This is a genomic window from Nonomuraea sp. NPDC049504 (assembly GCF_040676845.1).
Lineage (GTDB): Bacteria > Actinomycetota > Actinomycetes > Streptosporangiales > Streptosporangiaceae > Nonomuraea > Nonomuraea salmonea.
On sequence record NZ_JBFAPT010000004.1, the window covers coordinates 404,058 to 421,728 of the forward strand.

The following is a 17,671-nucleotide window of genomic DNA, read 5'->3' on the forward strand; positions in this document are numbered from 1 at the left end:
CTAGAGGAACAGCGGGATGGGATTGAGGTCGTGGTAGGCGGTGGCCCGGCGCAGCCGGCCCAGCCGGACAGGGACGTCGTACAGCCGGCCTGGGGCGAAACGGGCCCAGAAGTGCCGCAGGCCGGGCACGGTCACTTTGACGACCGGCATGCCGATGTCGGGCCTGGTCTGGTCCAGCACGAGGATGTCCAGGCCGTGCCGCTCGGCGATGGCGTGCATGGCGGCGACGTCGGTCTCCAGGCCGCCGTGCCCGGTCTCGCCGTAGTCGGCGAGGCGGCGTGGCGCCTGGCCGGGGTCGGGCAGCAGGTACGGCTGGTTCGCCGTGGTGGCCTCGCGCCACCACGTCACGAGGTGTGGGTCGGCCAGCGCGTACCCGGTGCCGTCCGGCCCGGCGTCGGCCACCGCGCTGAGCATCTGCCCGAGCTCCGTGAGCGCCCTGCGCACGGCGATGCGCACGTCGAAGTGGGCGCCGAAGCCGAGCATGATGTCCTGGGCCGGCTTGTCGGTGCGGCGCGAGATCGCCGCCACGACGGGCACGCCGAGGTCGGAGGTGAGGTCGAGCAGCCACAGGGCCCGGCCGATGCCCGCGTGGCCGTCGAAGACGCCGGAGATGAACGGATCGCCGAAGGACGCCTGGTCGATCACCGGCTGCCGGGTCATGTTGTACCACCACAGCGCCACCGCGTCGCGTTCCACCAGTTCGAGGAAGCCCTGGACGGTCGCGTCGGCGAGGCTCGCGCCCGCGGCGTTGCCGTTGGAGGTGGCCTTGAGCGAGGGCTCGCCGGCGCCGCCGGTGAAGTAGAGCAGGTCGGTGGGCAGCAGCCGCTCGGCCCCCGTCGTCAGCGAGCGTACGGGGGTCCAGTCGATGACCGCCCGATCGTCGAAGGGCTCGGGGACCTGCTGGAACGGCGTGGCGCCGGCGTTCCAGCGGGCCCGCTCGGCGTATTGGCGCTCGTGGAACAGCTGGCAGCTGTCCGGGTGGACGGCGTCCGCGCGCAGGTCGTGGTAGCTGCCGCGGACGACCTGCTCGTCGCCGAGCCTGGTGCCGCAGTAGCGCTCCACGGCCTCGGCGAGCGCGCTGACCCGCGCCTCCAGATCGGTGCAGCCCTTGCCGCCGCTCCACTGCCGCACCCCGCCCGCCTCGTCGTCGAGCGCGAGGTTCCTGCCCGACAGGTAGCAGTGGACGAAGCCGGGGCTGCGCGGGTCGGGCCTGATGGGGTCGGTGATGCCGGTCACCGGGTCGGCGAGGTGGCGGTAGCGCTCCCACACGTCCTCGAGCGGCATCGCTCGATGGCTGTTGCCCGGCCTGCTGCCCGCCGGTGCCACCGAGGCGGGGACCACGCGCACGCGGTTCGCGGCGGGGTCCCCGCACGCGGCGCACTGCGGACGCCGCGTGACCGGGTGGCAGGACAGCGCCAGATTCACCGTGTCCAGCGTCCACACCTGCTCGCGCAGCCCGCTCGCCGCGCCGGCCAGCCATTTCGTCAGCTCGAGTACCGCCAGGTGCAGGCCTGCGGCGCGGGTCGGCGCGAGCGACGCCTCGGGCGGCTCCGGCGTGCCGGACCGGCGGCGGCGCAGCCGCGCGGCCAGACACTCCCAGCACGGGCCCGTCCCCGGCTCGAAGGCGGGGCCCACCCACACGTCGGGTCCGCAGACGCTGGCCAGCAGCCAGGGCGTCCCGTCGGACAGCCGCCGCGCGTTGATCTCCGCCAGGCGCGGGTCGAGGTAGTCGGCGCAGAGCACGAACAGGGCGTCGGCGCGGGATTCGTCCTGTGTGACGGTCAGCCCGGCGGCCCGGCAGGCGTCGGCCGCGGGCTGCGCGCCCGCGAGCGCGACGACCGCGACCGACGTGGGATCGGCGCCGGTGTCCGGCCGGTCGACGCCGGCGAGGTCCCAGTAGGCGTCGGCGGCGGTTCGCGACGTCGTCTGAAAGCCGACGAGGTTCGCCCGCGCCAGGCGGCCCAGCATGTGGCCGACCCTGTCCTCGGACGCGAACGGCGCCATCGCGCGGCGGATCTCGGACTCGGTACGGGTGCCGTCGAGCAGCGGCGCCAGCCGGTGGACGAGGGCGCCCTGCAGGGTGGTCGTGCCCCGCGCCGAGGTCACCCGGATCGCACCGCCCGGAGCCTGCTCCACCCTGAGGTGGCGCTTGAAACCGAGGAACAGCCGGTCTGCCTGGGCCGCCATGGCCGCCTCACGCAGCGCAGTACGTGGGGAAGGCCGGACGCGTCTGCTCGGCCGGGTCCTCGATGACGAGGTCGGCCGCCCACGCCGCGGGAACGTCCGCGTCCGTCATGGTCCATGCGGTGATCGTGGTGGAGCGCTCGCGCTTCGCCTGGGCGTCGGGGCGCGAGAGTACCGATGCGGTCATGACCCCTCCTCGGGAACCGGAAAGCAACTGGACAGCCAGATCGTGTGCCGATCCGGCGGAGATTCCTAGTTATCTCCTCATTCGCCGACCGTGAATTATTCACACCGCATGCGTGATCCATTCCGTCGATCCCGAGCCGCCGTGACTTTAGTCTGGGCGGAAAATGACCGGAAATGGAAGGAATTGCGATGTTCACCGTCCATCGGCGCAGGCCGCGCGCCTGCCGGACCGGTGGGCCGGACGCTGCGGGAACACAGATCAGTACGAAACGAGGAAGACCATGACGCAAACTCTGGACCCCACCCATCGAGTGGTCGGAAGTTACCGCGAGTACGCCGTGATGTTCACCGACCAGCAGCAGACCATGGTTGAGGACTTCGGCATGGACAGGGAAGCGGCCGAGTGCGCGCACCGCGAGATGGAGGCCATGGGCACGGCCAACGCCGAGGTGGTCGCCCGCGACATCACCGTCGCCTACGGCCCTTGGGAGCCGGTGGCCGGCGAGACCTCGAACGGGAACGCAGCGTGATGGACGCCATGCGCCGCAACGAGCCCGCGATGCCGGGCCGCCGGCCGCCGGCCGCCCCGAGCCGGCTCGGCCTGCCGAACACCGTGCTCACCAAGCGAGTCGGGCTGGTGCTGCCCCAGGCGATGCCGTTCACCTCGTGGGAGCGGCTGGGCAAGCAGATCGCCCTGATCACCGACTCATCGACGTGGTGGCTCGGTGACTGGCTCAACTACGGCGAGAAGACCTTCCCCGACCGGTATCAGCGCGCTATCGCCGGCACGTCGCTCAACTACCAGACGCTGCGCAACTACGCCTGGGTTGCGCGGCGCTTCCCGATGCACCGCCGCCGCGACAGGGTCAGCTTCCAGCACCACGCGGAGCTGGCCTCGCTGCCGCCCGACGAGCAGGACGAGTGGCTCGACCGGGTGGAGCAGCACAGGTGGTCGCGCAACCAGCTCCGCCAGCAGCTGCGCAACCGGTGCGTCGGCGCCCGCGAGCGCCCGCAGGAGACGCCGGTGACGCTGCGCATCGACCACTCCAGGGAGGAGCGCTGGCTGCAGGCGGCCGGGGAGAGCAGGCGCAGCCTGCACGAGTGGATGACCATGGTCCTGGACCAGGTGGCCGATCTGCTGCTGCTGCCCGAGCGGCGGACGCGGAACCTCGCCCTTCCCGTCGGTGACGAGACGATCGTGCTGACGCCCGCCCTGCCGGGCACCGTCAAGGTCCCTGAGCCGGGAGAGGCGCTCGTGGTGTCGGGAGGCGAACGTTCCCTGGCATGACCATCGGCCCCGCCGCTCCCGGCGGGGCCTTCCTTTTCGTCCTGAACACGGCACAGCGCCCGGCGGTCGCCGGGCGCTGTGCTCGTCAGGGGTCAGGACGCGAGCCGGATCGGCAGGCTGCGCAGGCCCCAGGTGAAGTTGGAGGCGTTGTAGCGGGGCTCCCCGGTCAGCTCCATCGTCCGCACCTGGCCGATCAGCTCCTCGAAGAAGACCTTCAGCTCCAGGCGGGCCAGCCGGGCGCCCAGGCACAGGTGACGGCCGGCGCCGAACGTGATGTGCCGGTTGGGCGAGCGGTCGACCCGGAACTGATCGGCGTGCTCGAAGACCGATTCGTCCCGGTTGGCGGAGACGTTCCAGAGCGTCACCCGGTCGCCGACCGCGATGCGCACGTTGCCGATCTTGGCAGGCCGTACAGCTGTGCGCATCGCGTGCACGCCCGGCACCGTCCAGCGCAGCACCTCCTCCACGGCGGCGGGCACGCCGGAGGCCCCCGCGGAACGCAGCAGCTCCCATTGGTCGGGCCGCTCGATGAGGGCGAGCACGCCGCCGGCGGCCGAGTACCGGGTGGTCTCGTTCGCCCCGGCCAGCACGCCGTTGCAGTTGAAGATGATCTCCTCGTCGGTCAGCGGCCGCTCCTCGCCCTCACCGACCAGCCTGCGCTCGGCGGCGATGCGGCTGACGAAGTCGTCGCCGGGGTTCCGCCGCCGCTCGGCGAGCAGTTCGGCGAAGAAGAGGAAGATCTCGCTGTGGGCGCCCGCGCGAGCCGCCTCGTCGTCCCCCTCGAACGCCTCCGTGGTGATCGAGCCGACCCACTCCCACTCGCTGCGCGGGATCCCCATCAGCGCGCACACCACGTTGTTGGGGATCTGCTTGGCCACCTCCAGGAACTCGACCTCGCCCTGGGCGATCGCGTCCCGCACGACGGCGCGCACGACCCGCTCGACCAGCGCCTGCAGCCGCGGCACCTCGGCGTGGCCGAACTCCTTGGCCAGCACGCTCTTGAGCTGGGTGTGGTCGGGCGGGTCCGAGACGATCAGCATGCGCTGGGCGACGGCCGACACCGCGCCGGGGTCGCTGTCCAGGCGCATCCCGTAACGCGAGCTGTAGGACTTCTGGTCGGTGTAGACCCCCACGACGTCGTGGTAGCGGGTCACCGCCCAGAACCCGGGGCCGTCGTCCTCCTCGTGCCAGTGCACCGGGTCGTGCTGCCGCAGCCAGGCCAGCACCGACCAGAACCCGCCCCTGCTGAACAGCTCGGGGTCTTTGAGATTCACCTGCATGGTCAGCTCCAGTACGCCCCGAGCGCGGCGACCACGTCGTCCGCCCGCTCCAGGCAGAAGTAGTGTCCGCCGGGGAACGTCCGCCGGCGGAACCCGCCTCCCGCATAGGCCCGCCAGCCGTCGAGGTGGCCGGGCGTGACCGTCTCGTCGTCCTCGCCGCCCCACGCCTCCAGCGTGGCCGGGAGGGCCACCGCGTGATGGGTGTAGGTGAGCGACAGCCGCGCGTCCTGCCGCAGCACGTCGAGCATCAGCTCGCGGCTGTCCTCGTCGAGGTCGTCCTCGTCCAGGGCCCGTACGTCGAGCAGCTTCGTCAGCTCGGCGTCGTCCTCCGCCAGGCCCCGGCCGGCGCCCACCCACATGTGGGGCGGGCGGCAGCCGGCGACGACCAGCGCACGAGGACGCCTGCCGTAGTCGTCGGCGAGCCTGCGGACGATCTCGTAGCCCAGCAGGCCGCCGAAGCTCTGGCCGAAGACGATCAGTGGGTCGTCCGGCTTGAGCAGCGCGGTCAGCTCGCCGAGCACGCCGGTGACCACCTCGTCCACGCTGCTCGCCGGCGGCTCGGCCCAGCGGGTCTCCCTGCCGGGCAGCTGGACCCCGACCACGGAGACCTCGGGCCCCGCCATGGCCTGCCACGGACGGTACTGCCCGCAGCCGGCCCCGGCGGGCGCCAGGCACAGCAGCGTCGCCGGCGCCGGCGGCCCCGCGTGGAACGGCAGCAGCCAAGGCCCGCTCACGACACCTCCTCTGTGACGACCCAGCCCAGCCGGTCCAGCTCGGCGGCGAGGCCCGCCACCGTGGGGTTGCCCAGCAGCTGCGCGACCGTGAGCCGGACGCCCGTCGCCCTGCGCAGCGCCGCCACGGCCCGCGCCGCGAGCAGGGAGTGGCCGCCCAGCTCGAAGAAGTCGGCGTCCACGTCGTGCACCGGCTGCGGCAGCAGGCCGTTCCACACCTCGCGGACCACGCGTTCTGCGGGCGTGCCAGGCTGCCGCCCACCGGTCGCGGTGGCGGCCGTCATCCTGGCGAGCGCGGCGCGGTCCACCTTGCCCGTGGGCGTGGTGGGCAGTGCGGGGACCGCCGTCACCTGGGACGGGACCACGGCCGGCGGCAGCCGGTCGGCGCAGGCCGTACGGACCGCCTCCAGGCGCTCGCCGGAGTCCACGACCACGGCGAGCCCGAGCGCGTCCAGACCGGCCAGCAGGTACGCGGCGGAGCCGCGGACGCCGTCGATCTCCAGGGCGACGCGTTCCACCTCCGAGAGCTCCACCCGGAAGCCGCGGATCTTCACCTGCTCGTCGCAGCGGCCGCGGTACTCCAGCAGGCCGTCGGGGCGGCACAGCGCGAGGTCGCCGGTGCGGTACAGCCGGCCGCCGTCGCCGGAGAACGGGTCGGGGACGAACCGCTCGGCGGTCAGCCTGGGCCGTCGCCGGTAGCCGGCCGCCACGGCGGGACCGCCGATGAACAGCTCCCCCTGAGTGCCAGGGGGGACGGGCCGCAGCTCGTCGTCCAGGATGTGGACGGTGTAGCCGGGGAGCGGCCGGCCGATCGTCGTCACGTCGTCGCCCCTGGCCGTGTCGGCGCAGGTGGCCGCGATGGTCGCCTCCGTGGGCCCGTACACGTTGAGCATCCTGCCGGTGAAGCGGGCCGCCAGCGCGGCGGGCAGCGGCTCGCCGGCCGCCACCAGCACCTCGGCTCCCGCGACCTCCTCGTCGCAGGCCAGCAGCAGCGACGGCGTCATGCACACCACGTTCGGCGCCGCCGCCGCGACGCTCTCGGCCAGGTCGGTGTCGATGATCGTCATGCCCTGGCCGTACCTGAGGTACAGCAGCGCGCACCACAGCCAGCCGTCGAAGGCCGGGGACACCGCGTTCACGCCCGTGCCGCCCGTGGGCAGGCCGAGCCCGCCCAGCGCGGCGACGAACGCCCCGAGCCCCCGGTAGGACACCTCGACGCCCTTCGGCCAGCCGGTCGTGCCCGAGGTGTAGATGACGTACGCGACGCCGGAGGGGTGCGGGTCGCCCCGGCGCGGCGCCGGATCGTCCCCGTTCAGCGCGGCGGCGGGCAGCACCCGGCACCGCTGCGGCACGGCTCCCGCCGGCACGCGGTCACCGACGATCAGCTGGGTGTCGGAGTCGCGCAGCACGAAGCTGAGCCGGTCGGCGGGGTGCCGCTCGTCCAGCGGCACGGCAGTCGCGCCCGTCCACCACACGGCGAGCAGCGCGGGAAGCGACAGATGGCTGCGGCCGAGGCAGAGCCCCACCTGGGTGCCGGGGCCCGCGCCCTGCGCGGCCAGCGTGCCCGCGATGGCCGCCGCGCGCTCGGCGAGCTGGGCGAACGTGAGCGTCCCGTCGGGTGCGCTCACCGCGGTCTCGGACGGGCGGGTGGCAGCCCAGCGGTCGAGGGCGGCGAAGATCTCGGTCACACCGTTGTTCGTCGTCATGCGCTCATGTCCTTCATCTCCGCCGGGCGGGCCGGCGATGACGGGCGCCACGCCGAGTACGACCGCATGCCGTACAGCAGCGGGGTCCCCGGCTGCTCGGCCACCCGCAGCAGCCGCCCGAACAGCACTTCGTGGTCGCCGTCGCGGATCACCCTGCTCACCCGGCACTCGGCCATCGCCAGCGCGTCGTCCACCAGCCACGGCAGCCCGTACTGCGACCTGATCCAGCGCACGCGGGAGAACCGGTCGGGCACCGGCCCCGAGAACAGCTCCGCCGTGTCGCGGGCCCCCGCGTCCAGCAGGTTCACCGCGAAGGCGCCGCGCTCATGGACGGCACGCAGCGTGGCGCTGCCGATCCGCAGGCACACCAGGATCGTCGGCGGCGACAGGGTGACGCTGGTCACCGACGAGCACGTCATGCCGTGCGGGCGGCCGACGGTGTCGACCGCCGTCACCACGGCGACCCCGGTGGGGAAGCGGCTCATCAGCGCCCGATGGTCGCCGGCCGACGCGACGGGCCCGTCGAGGACAGGGAGCTTCTTGGCGCCCATCAGCTGTCCCCGTGCAGCTGCCGCAGGTACTCGTAGTTGCTGGGCAGCGAGGAGACGAGGTCCGCCTGGCGGTGCTTGACGTCGGCGAAGAGCCGCTCGGCCGCCTCGATGGCCTCCGGCTTGTACGTCAGCGACGGCAGCGGCTTGTCCGGCCGCAGGCCCATGCCGGAGAAGATGCAGTAGTAGCTGCCGTTGGTCCAGAAGTTGCGGAACTCGGCCTCGAAGTTGCCGTAGTAGCCGCGCTCGTCGGTGATCGGCAGGTTGATCGGCAGGCCCGCTTTGAACATCGCGATCTTCTGCTTGATGCCCTCGGCCAGCTCCAGCTCCTTGTTCGCGCGCCAGAACGGCGTGTCCGTGCGTGGCGAGAGAGAGAAGTGGGCCTGGATGAAGTCCCTGGTGTCGTCGAACATCTCCTCGATCTCGCGGTTGAAGCTGTCGATCAGCACCGGGTCGAACGTGCGGTCGGGGAAGTGCTTGGCCAGCTGGTAGATGGCCGCGTAGATGAAGTAGATGCCGGTGGACTCCAGGGGCTCGAGGAAGCACGACGCCAGCCCGATGCTCACGCAGTTGCGCACCCAGGCGCGCCGGTTGCGGCCCACCCGGAAGCGGATCTTGTTGAGCGGGGCGGTCTCGGGGTCGAGGCCCCAGAGCCGGCAGAGCTCCTCGGTGGCCTGGTCCTGGGTGGCGAACTGGCTGGAGTAGACGTAGCCGGTGCCGAAGCGGCCGAGCATCGGGATCCGCCAGGTCCAGCCCGACGACATCGCGATGGCGGAGGTGTAGGGCTCGACGCCGTTCGTGGCGTCGTCGTGCGGGACGGACGTCGCCACCGCGCTGTCACAGAGCAGGTGGTCGTTCATGTCGATGAACGGCTCCTCCATCGCCTGGTTGATGAGCAGGCCGCGGAAACCGGAGCAGTCGATGAACAGGTCGCCCTCAAGGAGCCGCCCGCCGGCGGTGCGCAGGGCGGTGATGAAGCCGCGCTCGTCGCGCAGGACCTCGGTCATCTGGTCCTCGACGTGCTCGACGCCCTGCTTGTCCACCGCGAACTTCCGCAGGAAGCCCGCGACCTTGGCGGCGTCGAAGTGCCAGGCGTAGTAGGTGGCGGGGGTGCCGTCGAGATGGCGCGGCGCCCGGTTGGCGTCCATGATCGCGGTCTCTTTGAAGCACGCGTAGTCGAACGGCTCGTCGGTCTCGCCTTTCAGCAGCTTGGCCGCCCAGTAGTGCGACAACGGGATCTGGTCGGCGGACGGGAGCAGGCCGAAGGGGTGGAAGAACTGGTCGGTGCGCCCGCCGAGCGGCTGCGGCGTCGGCGAGCTCTCCCCCGGCGTGCGCCAGTTGATGAACTTCACCGCCACCTTGAAGCTGGCGTTGCACTCGCGCATCCACTCCTCTTCAGGGATCCCCAGGTAGTTGAAGAAGGCCCGCTGCAGGTTGGGCACCGTGGCCTCGCCCACGCCGATGCGGGGGATCGCCGGCGCCTCCAGCACGGTGATCTTCACCGTCCGCTGCAGGGCCTTGCCCAGGTAGGACGCGGTCATCCAGCCTGCCGTACCGCCGCCGAGAATGACGATGTTGCGCACGCGGTTGTCGTGGGACATGTTGGTGACTCCTTCTGTCTCGAACTATGCGTGTGCGCGCAGCCGGGGCCCGACGGGCTCCGCCACGTCCACCGGGAGCTGCAGCGACTTGGTCTCGCAGAACTCCTCAAGCCCTTCCACGCCGCATTCGCGGCCGATGCCCGACTGCTTGACCCCGCCGAAGGGCGCCAGGATGTTGAACGGCCCGCCGTTGATGTCGACCTGGCCGACCCGCATCCGCGTGGCGACGTGCCGTGCCCTGGCGATGTCGGCCGACCAGACGGCTCCGTGCAGGCCGTACGGGGTGTTGTTGGCGATCTCGATCGCCTCGTCCTCGTCCCGGTACGGCATGATCGACAGCACCGGGCCGAAGATCTCCTCCTTGGCGATGGTCATGGTCTCCCGCACGTCGGAGAACACGGTCGGACGCACGTAGTAGCCGCGCTCGCGTCCCTCCGGCGCCTCCTCGCCCCCGGCGAGCAGCGTGGCGCCCTCCGCCACTCCGGAGGCGATGTAGCCGCGGACGCGCTCGCGCGCCTGGTCGCTGATGAGCGGCCCGAGGTCGGTGTCGGGGTCGCGGGGGTCGCCGACCCGGTAGCGGCCGGCCAGGCCGGCGGCCAGTTCCGCCGCCTCGTCGTGCCGGTCGGCGGGCACCAGCAGCCTGCTCCACTGCAGGCACGCCTGCCCGGTGTTGAAGCACATCTGGTCCACCGTGGCGGCCACCCCGAGCCGCAGGTCGGCGTCGTCCAGCAGGATGCCGGCGTTCTTGCCGCCCAGCTCCAGGTGGACGCGCTTGACCCTCCTGGCCGCCATCGAGGCGACCTGGCGGCCCGCGCGCACGGAGCCGGTCAGGGAGACCATGTCCACGTCGGGGCTGCGGACGAGGTCGGCGCCCGCGCCCTCACCCGTGCCCACCACGACGTTGAAGACGCCGGGCGGCAGGCCGCACTCCGCGGTGATCTCGGCCAGCAGGTAGGCGTTGAGCGGGGTCAGCTCGCTGGGCTTGTGCACGACCGCGCAGCCGGCCAGCAGCGCGGGGACCACCTTCTGCAGAGTGAGCAGCAGCGGGACGTTCCACGGCGTGATGGCCGCGACCACCCCTGCGGGCTCGCGCAGCACGAGCGAGTTGCCCGCCCGCCGTTCGAAGGCGAACCCGGACGCCAGCTCCGCGAACGACTCCGTCATGGCGACGGCCAGGCCGACCTGCGCCTGCCGCGCCACCGTCACGGGCGCGCCGACCTCGGAGACGATGACCTCGGCCAGCTCACCGGCCCGCTCGGAGAGCCTGCGGGCGAGCCGTTCGACGAACGCGATCCGGTCCTTGACCGGGGTCGCCGCCCATCGGGGCTGAGCCGCCCGCGCCGCCTGGGCGGCCCTGCGCGCGTCGTCCAGCGTGCCGGCGGGAACGACCGCCAGCAGGCTCTCGTCGCTGGGGTCGAGCACGTCGATGCCGTCCACGGCATCGGACGGCCGCCAGTCGCCGTCGATCCACTGTGCGGTGAAGACCTGCGCGGAGCGGCCCATGGCTACCGCTCCCTGCGTACGGGGAACTCGGCCAGGCCGCGGAACTGCGGGGTGTCCGCCTTCCACCGGTGCGGCCGGTCTGGCACGAACGACAGGTTGGGCACGCGCTGGGTGAGCACCTTGACCGCCGCGCCGGTGACGACCTGCGCCAGCCCGGCGCCGAGGCAGCGGTGGATGCCGACCCCGAACCCGACGTGACCGCCGTCGTGGCGGCGCACGTCGATCCTGTCGGGGTCGGGCCACCGCTCGGGGTCGCGGTTGGCCGCGCCGCGGACCAGGTAGACCAGCTCGCCGGCGGCGATCGGCTGCCCGGCCACCTCGATGTCGCGGGTCACGAGGCGGTGCGTGAGCTGCACGGAGGCGTCGTAGCGCAGCAGCTCCTCCACCGCGGAGGGGATCAGCTCCGGGTCCTCCCGCAGCAGGTTCCACTGGTCGCGCTGGGTCAGCAGGCCGAGGACCCCGTTGCCGATGAGGTCCATCGTGGTGCCGAAGGAGGCCAGCGGCAGCAGCAGCAGGTGCGCGAACATCTCCTGCTCGCTGAGCCGCAGCCCCTCGTCCCTGCCCCGCTCGGCCATCGCGATCACCCGGGTGACCAGGTCGTCCTTGGGGCGGCTGCGCCGGTCGCCGATGAGCTCGGTCAGGTACGGCGTCATCGCGCTGAACGCCTCGGCGGTCGCGCTGCCGGTCGGCGCCACCGTGGTGGGGTCGGCGCCGAGGAAGACGCGCTGCATGTGCCGGATCTCGTACCACCAGTTGGTCAGGCGGACGCCCTCACTGGCGGGCAGGCCGTACATGGTCGCCAGCACCCGCCCGGGCAGCTGGTAGGAGAAGTCCTTGACCAGGTCGAACTCGCCCTTCTCCGCGGCCCGGTCGATGACGCCCTTGGCGATCTCCTCGATCGCGGGGCGCAGCGCGCGGATGTCCCGCCCGCGGAACTCGCGGTTCATGAGCTTGCGGATGCGGGTGTGGTCGGGCGGGTCGCGGAACAGCATCCACTCCGGCGCGAGGTCCATGAACCTCTTCATCTCGTCGGACGAGCCGGGACCGACCCTGTTGGACACCATCGCGCCGAGACGGTGCGAGGAGTACGTCTCGGGGTCGAGGTGGGCGGCGTACACGTCGCTGTGCCGGGTGATGACCCAGCCGTTGAGCCGGTCGTCCCAGTGGACGGGCTCCTCCTCCCGGAGCCTGGCGTACGCGGGATAGGGGTCGTTCAGGAATTCCTTCCCGAACATGTCAACCCGTACCTTCTGGGATCTAATGTCGGCGCCGACCGTCATCAGGGATCACTTCCTTTTGGGCATGCCGATAGCGCGAATAAACAGCGGGGGGCATGGAGATTAGGCGCGAATCCTGCGCTTACTTTCGACTAAGGTCGGCCGCTTTCCGACATTTGTCAAGCCGCCGACAAGGCACGCACGATGGTGACGTCCCGAACGAAAGGAGATTGCCGGTGAAAACAGAGAAAGCCGTCATCGCCGAGGGGACCGGGAGGCGAGCGCATGGATTCAGGGCGACGATTTCCTCCGTCATCGGATTCGCCCTTGACCTGTACGACCTTTATGTGATCGTATTCGTCGCGCCCGCCATCGCGGCGGTGTTCTTCCCCCTCGAGAACTCCGCGTTGGCGCTGGCCGGCAGCTATGTCGCGCTGGCCGCGACGCTGATCATGCGGCCCGTCGGCGCGGCGCTGATGGGCGTCATCGGCGACCGGCACGGCCGCAAGCGGGCCATGGTCGTGGCGCTGCTCGGCGTGGGCGGCGTGACCGCCGCCATGGGCCTGCTGCCCGGCGCCCAGGCCATCGGTCTCGCCGCTCCCCTGCTGCTCCTGGTCCTGCGCCTGGCTCAGGGCCTGTTCGTCGGCGGCGTCTTCGCCTCCACGCTCACCCTGGCCACGGAGTCGGTGCCGGCGCGCTGGCGCGGCCTGGTCTCCGGGGTGGTCGGCGGCGGCGGCACCGCGATCGGCAGCCTGCTGGCCGCGCTGGCCCTGTTCACCACGACCAGGATCTTTCCCGGCGAGGCGTTCGACGAGTGGGGCTGGCGGGTGATGTTCCTGGCCGGCGGCCTGCCCGTGCTGGTCAGCGTGCTCGTGGTGAAGTACGTCGACGAGTCGCCGCTCTGGCGCGCCAAGGAGGACGGCGCGGAGAACCCGCTGACCCCGCTGCTCTCCCGTGGGCCGCACAGGAAGGTGCTGGCGGCCAACATCGCCGTGGTCTTCGGCGTCGCCACGTTCTTCCTGCTCACGCTGGGGCTGCTGCCCAGCTTCCTGCAGGTGGTCAACGGGCTGAGCGTGGCGACCGTGAGCGTGGTCCTGGTCTGGGTCAACCTCGCGGCCTTCGCCTTCGCGCCGCTCAGCGGCCATCTCAGCGAGCGGTACGGCAGGCGCCGCGTGCTGCTCTGCGCCTCGGCGCTCAACATGGTGGCGCTGCCCTGCCTGTACCTGTGGCTGGCCGGCGTGGGCTCGCCCCTCCTGGTGGCGCTGCCCGCGCTGCTGCTGTCGGGGCTGACCATCGCCGCGTTCGGGCCGCTGCCCATCTTCCTGAACGAGCGCTTCCCCACCGCGATCCGCGCCTCGGGGACGGCCCTGTCGATCAACGGCGGGTTCGCCCTGGCGGGGCTGGTGCCTCCGGTGGTCAACGCTCTCAGCGGCGGCCCCGCGCAGCTGCCCGTCTACGTGGCGGCCGGCCTGGTGCTGGCCGGCGTGGTGAGCGTGGCCACACTCTCCCGCACCTCGGAACCGAGACGCGGGCTCACCTGACCGAGAGGACGATCATGACAACACTTTCCGGGACCCGGCCTTCGGGGGTCCAGATCGCTCCGTGGGTTCCCGCCGACGAGATCCTGGCCGCCAGCTCGGTGCTGAGCAGCGGGTTCAGCACCATCTGGGTGCCCGACCAGATGCTGGCGCGCAACTCCCACGTGCTGATGTCGGCGATCGCCGCCGGCCGGCACGTGGGCGTGGCCAGCGGCGTGACCATCCCGTTGTCGCGCAACCCCATCGACATCGCCGCCGCGATGGCCACGATCGCCGAACTGGTGGCGCCCGGCTACGCGGTGCAGATGGGCGTGGGGACGGGCGGCTCGCTGGTGACCAGCATGTTCACCAGACGTTCCGTGCTCACCCTGCTGCGGGAGAGCATCGGGCTGATCAGGCGGCTGTGGGCGGGCGAGATCGTGCTGCTGCGCGACTACCCGTCATTGAGCGAGCGGCTGGGCTGGCGCGACGACGCCATCGCGCGGCTGTCGTTCCCGCTGACCAGGGACATCCCGATCCTGATGGCCATCGGCGGGCCCAAGAGCAGGGCACTGGCGGAGGACCTCGCCGACGGGCTGATCTGCACGAGCACCTACCCGGCGGTGTCGTACGCGGCCCTGGAGGCCGGCGACCACGAGACCGTGCGCGACGTGGTGGCGCTGGCACGGCGGCGCGCGGCGGCCGGCCGGCCGTTCCGCCTGCTCTACGGCCTCAACTGCTGCGTCTCGAACGACGGCGCCGCGGCCAGGGAGTTCGGCCGCAGGCAGGCGGCCATCGTGGCCGGCAACCCGGTCCTCTGGCCCGACCTGGAACGGGCCGGGTTCGACATGGAGTCGGCGGCCATGGTGCGCGCGGCCCTGCGCGGCGGCAGACCGCTGCCCGAGGCCGCCCAGTACGTCTCCGACGACCTGCTGGACGGGCTCATCGTGTCGGGGACGCCCGAGGCGTGCGCCGCACGCCTGGAGACCCTGGCGGGGCTCATCCACTCCATCGGCTTCGACGACTTCTACATCGGCTCGCCGCTGGGCCCCGACATCGCCGAGGCGTCCCGGCTGCTGGTCGACAAGGTGCTGCCTGCGGTGTGGCCGCAGGAGCTGGGGAGGTAACGCATGTGTGGAATCACCGGATGGGTCGCCTTCGACCGCGACCTGCGCCATGAGCGGCCGACGCTCGAGGCGATGACCCGCACGATGACCTGCCGCGGGCCCGACGCGGAAGGGCTGTGGACGGCCCCGCACGCCGCTCTGGGGCACCGCCGCCTGGCCGTCATCGACCTGGAGGGCGGCGTCCAGCCGATGACCGCCTCCGTGCCCGGTGGCGAGGTGTGCCTGGTCTTCAGCGGCGAGGTCTACAACTTCACCGAGCTGCGCGGCGAGCTGGAACGGCTCGGCGAGCGGTTCACCACCTCCAGCGACACCGAGGTCGTCCTGCGCGGCTACCTGCGCTGGGGCGAGCAGGTGGCCGAACGGCTGAACGGCATGTTCGCCCTGGCCATCTGGGACGACCGCGTGGAGAAGCTGGTGCTGATCCGCGACAGGCTCGGCGTCAAACCGCTCTACATCGCCCCCACCAGGGACGGCCTGCTGTTCGGGTCCGAGCCGAAGGCGATCCTGGCGCACCCGGCCGCCGAGCGCGTGGTCGACGCCGAGGGGCTGCGCGAGTGGCTGTCCTTCGTCATGACGCCCAGGCACGCGATCTGGCACGGCATGCGGCAGGTCGAGCCGGCGACCGTGGTCACCGTGGACGCCTCCGGCGTGCGGGAGCGTACGTACTGGCGGCTCGCGACGCGGGCGCACACCGACGACCTGGAGACCACGATCGCCCAGGTGGGCGACCTGCTCGGCGACACCGTGCGCCGGCAGCTCGTCGCCGACGTGCCCCGCTGCGTGCTGCTGTCCGGCGGCCTCGACTCCAGCGCGCTGACCGTGCTGGCCGCCGCGCATCTCGGAGCCGAGGCCGTGCCCACGTTCTCCGTGGACTTCGTCGGCCAGTCGGACGGCTTTCTGCCCGACGACCTGCGCGGCACCCCCGACGCGCCGTTCGTGCACGCCGTGGCCGAGCACGTCGGCGCCGACCACCGCGACATCGTGCTCGACCACGCCGCACTGGCCGACCCGCAGGTGCGCCGCAAGGCGCTGGAGGCCCGCGACCTGCCCGTGGGCTTCGGCGAGATGGACTTCTCCCTCTACCTGCTGTTCAAGGCGATCGGCGAGCGCTCGACCGTCGCCCTGTCGGGAGAGGCGGCCGACGAGGTCTTCGGCGGCTACCGGCAGTTCCACGACGACCGGATCCGGTGGGCCGACGAGTTCCCGTGGATCGCGGTCAACGCGGGGCCTCTCGACAAGGACGCGCTCTGGCTGAAGCCGGACGTACGCGCCGCGCTCGACCTGGACGGATACCGGCGCGACCGCTACGCCGACGCCGTACGCGAGGTGGAGCGGCTGGACGGCGAGAGCGACCTGGAGTTCCGCATGCGGCTCATGAGCCACCTGCACCTGACCCGGTTCGTGCGCTTCCTGCTGGAGCGCAAGGACCGGCTGAGCATGGCGGTGGGGCTGGAGGTCCGGGTGCCGTTCTGCGACCACCGGCTGGTCGAGTACGTCTACAACGCCCCATGGGCCATGAAGAACCACGACGGCAGGGAGAAGAGCCTGCTGCGCAGCGCCGTCCGCGACCGGCTCCCCGCGGTCGTGGCGGAGCGGGTGAAGAGCGCCTACCCCTCCACCCAGGACACCTCGTACGTCAAAGCGCTGCAGGAGCAGACCAGGGAGCTGCTCAGGCAGCCGGGACACCCGGTGTTCGCCCTGGCCGACCGGGGCCGGCTGGAGGCGGCCATCCGGCAGGAGCCTTCCGCGGTCGACAAGCTCGCCAGGCTCGGCATGGAGCGCGTGCTCGACGTCATGCTGTGGCTGGACATCTACCGCCCTGACGTGCGGCTTCCCTGACGGGCGTACCGCCGGCAGGACACATCGATGACGGGCGGCTTCGCAGAATGGCATCATGCGAACACCGCTCCCCTTACTTAAGGAGTTCCGCATGCCCGAGAATTCATTTGCAGTCGTGCGCAACCACGAGGAGCAGTACTCCATCTGGCCGGCCGGTCAGGATATTCCGGGCGGCTGGGAGCCCGTCGGCGTGGAGGGCACGAAAGAGTTCTGCCTTTCCCGCATCCAGGAATTGTGGACCGATATGCGCCCGCTGAGCCTGCGCACCGCGTCGGCGGACGCCTGACCTGAAAGAAAGGGGGATCCAGGTGACCGCGTTCACCGGCTGGAGCAGCGAACTCGTCACTTTCTTCACCGGCCTGCAAAAAGACAATTCGCGAAGTTACCTGGACGCCCACCGCGACCTCTACCGGCGAGCGGTCTTGGAGCCTGCCGAGGCGCTCGCCGCCGCACTCGAACCCACGTACGGTAAGGCGCACATCTTCCGGCTCCGCAAGGACGCCCGGTTCGCGGACGGCCGGCAGCCGTACCACACCCATCTCGGCGTGCAGTTCGCGGGAGACGGGACGCACCACTACCTGTCGGTGTCCGCGCACGAGCTGATCGCGTCCGTGGGGGTCGTCCGCGCCCGCGGGGCCTGGCTGAGCCGCTTTCGCGCGGCGGCGGCCGGCCCCGCGGGCGCGCGGCTCCTGGACATCATCGCGGACCTGGAGGCCGACGGCTTCACCGTGCCGGGAGAGACGCTGAAGACGGCTCCTCGCGGCTACCCGCGGGACCATCCCCACATCGCCCTGCTGCGCCGCACCGGTCTCGCGGCCACCCTGCGCCGGCCGGCGTCGCTCTGGCTGGACGACCCCGGGGTCACCGAGCTGATCACCGGGGCGTGGGAGCGTGCGGCTCCGTTGAGCGGCTGGCTGCGCCGCTATTCGCCTTTGGAGGATTGA

General features: G+C 71.6%; 16 protein-coding genes. 7 read left to right on the forward strand and 9 right to left on the reverse strand.

From position 1 onward, the window contains the following. Both AB0K28_RS10875 and AB0K28_RS10880 read right to left on the reverse strand, forming a co-directional pair. Positions 1-2,187: a TOMM precursor leader peptide-binding protein gene (locus tag AB0K28_RS10875; RefSeq protein WP_364367824.1), complete on the reverse strand. Its 2,187-nt coding sequence runs from the start codon at positions 2,185-2,187 to the stop codon at positions 1-3. A gap of 7 nt (positions 2,188-2,194) precedes the next feature. After that, on the reverse strand, positions 2,195-2,371 hold the full coding sequence (locus AB0K28_RS10880; protein ID WP_345392604.1) for a hypothetical protein: 177 nt from the start codon (positions 2,369-2,371) through the stop codon (positions 2,195-2,197). Between the two features lie 280 nt (positions 2,372-2,651). On the opposite strand from AB0K28_RS10880, the gene AB0K28_RS10885 reads away from it, so the two are divergent. Both AB0K28_RS10885 and AB0K28_RS10890 read left to right on the forward strand, forming a co-directional pair. Beyond that, positions 2,652-2,900 carry a hypothetical protein gene (locus AB0K28_RS10885; protein WP_345392607.1) on the forward strand — a complete coding sequence of 83 codons (249 nt, stop codon included), beginning with the start codon at positions 2,652-2,654 and terminating at the stop codon, positions 2,898-2,900. Continuing rightward, on the forward strand, positions 2,900-3,658 hold the full coding sequence (locus AB0K28_RS10890; RefSeq protein WP_364368032.1) for an LmbU family transcriptional regulator: 759 nt from the start codon (positions 2,900-2,902) through the stop codon (positions 3,656-3,658). The genes AB0K28_RS10885 and AB0K28_RS10890 overlap by 1 nt, the downstream gene beginning before the upstream one ends. Positions 3,659-3,750: 92 nt before the next feature. Here the strand turns inward: AB0K28_RS10890 and AB0K28_RS10895 are convergent, their stop codons facing one another. The 7 genes from AB0K28_RS10895 to AB0K28_RS10925 are packed head-to-tail and all read right to left on the reverse strand — an operon-like array spanning position 3,751 to position 12,262. Then, positions 3,751-4,938, reverse strand: a complete 1,188-nt coding sequence (locus AB0K28_RS10895; protein WP_345392613.1) for a cytochrome P450 — start codon at positions 4,936-4,938, stop codon at positions 3,751-3,753. A 2-nt stretch (positions 4,939-4,940) separates the two neighbouring features. Next, on the reverse strand, positions 4,941-5,672 hold the full coding sequence (locus AB0K28_RS10900; protein WP_345392616.1) for an alpha/beta fold hydrolase: 732 nt from the start codon (positions 5,670-5,672) through the stop codon (positions 4,941-4,943). Then, positions 5,669-7,375, reverse strand: a complete 1,707-nt coding sequence (locus tag AB0K28_RS10905) for a non-ribosomal peptide synthetase (RefSeq protein WP_364367829.1) — start codon at positions 7,373-7,375, stop codon at positions 5,669-5,671. The genes AB0K28_RS10900 and AB0K28_RS10905 overlap by 4 nt, the downstream gene beginning before the upstream one ends. Next, positions 7,372-7,926: a flavin reductase family protein gene (locus AB0K28_RS10910; RefSeq protein WP_364367832.1), complete on the reverse strand. Its 555-nt coding sequence runs from the start codon at positions 7,924-7,926 to the stop codon at positions 7,372-7,374. Before AB0K28_RS10910 ends, AB0K28_RS10905 begins: the two co-directional genes overlap by 4 nt. Then, a complete protein-coding gene (locus AB0K28_RS10915) occupies positions 7,926-9,524 on the reverse strand; it encodes a tryptophan halogenase family protein (RefSeq protein ID WP_345392625.1) in 1,599 nt (532 codons plus the stop codon). The genes AB0K28_RS10910 and AB0K28_RS10915 overlap by 1 nt, the downstream gene beginning before the upstream one ends. A gap of 24 nt (positions 9,525-9,548) precedes the next feature. Next, entirely contained in the window at positions 9,549-11,027 is a 1,479-nt protein-coding gene (locus tag AB0K28_RS10920; protein WP_364367835.1) for an aldehyde dehydrogenase family protein, read from the reverse strand. Positions 11,028-11,029: 2 nt separating this feature from the next. Beyond that, a complete protein-coding gene (locus AB0K28_RS10925) occupies positions 11,030-12,262 on the reverse strand; it encodes a cytochrome P450 (RefSeq protein WP_364367838.1) in 1,233 nt (410 codons plus the stop codon). Between the two features lie 98 nt (positions 12,263-12,360). Here AB0K28_RS10925 and AB0K28_RS10930 point away from each other — a divergent pair, with 98 nt between their 5' ends. The 5 genes from AB0K28_RS10930 (at position 12,361) to AB0K28_RS10950 (ending at position 17,671) form a co-directional block, all read left to right on the forward strand. Next, complete coding sequence (locus AB0K28_RS10930; protein ID WP_364367841.1) at positions 12,361-13,785, forward strand: MFS transporter; 1,425 nt, start codon at positions 12,361-12,363, stop codon at positions 13,783-13,785. Between the two features lie 14 nt (positions 13,786-13,799). Continuing rightward, the gene (locus AB0K28_RS10935; RefSeq protein ID WP_364367844.1) at positions 13,800-14,888 is read left to right on the forward strand and encodes an LLM class flavin-dependent oxidoreductase; all 1,089 of its coding nucleotides are present in this window, start codon (positions 13,800-13,802) and stop codon (positions 14,886-14,888) included. 3 nt (positions 14,889-14,891) lie between these two features. Continuing rightward, positions 14,892-16,727 (forward strand): asparagine synthase (glutamine-hydrolyzing), encoded by a 1,836-nt coding sequence (gene asnB, locus AB0K28_RS10940; RefSeq protein WP_364367847.1) that lies wholly within the window; start codon positions 14,892-14,894, stop codon positions 16,725-16,727. Between the two features lie 91 nt (positions 16,728-16,818). Further along, positions 16,819-17,013, forward strand: coding sequence for an MbtH family NRPS accessory protein (locus AB0K28_RS10945; RefSeq protein WP_345392643.1), 195 nt, complete (start codon positions 16,819-16,821; stop codon positions 17,011-17,013). Positions 17,014-17,035: 22 nt separating this feature from the next. Next, on the forward strand, positions 17,036-17,671 hold the full coding sequence (locus tag AB0K28_RS10950) for a DUF2461 family protein (protein WP_364367850.1): 636 nt from the start codon (positions 17,036-17,038) through the stop codon (positions 17,669-17,671).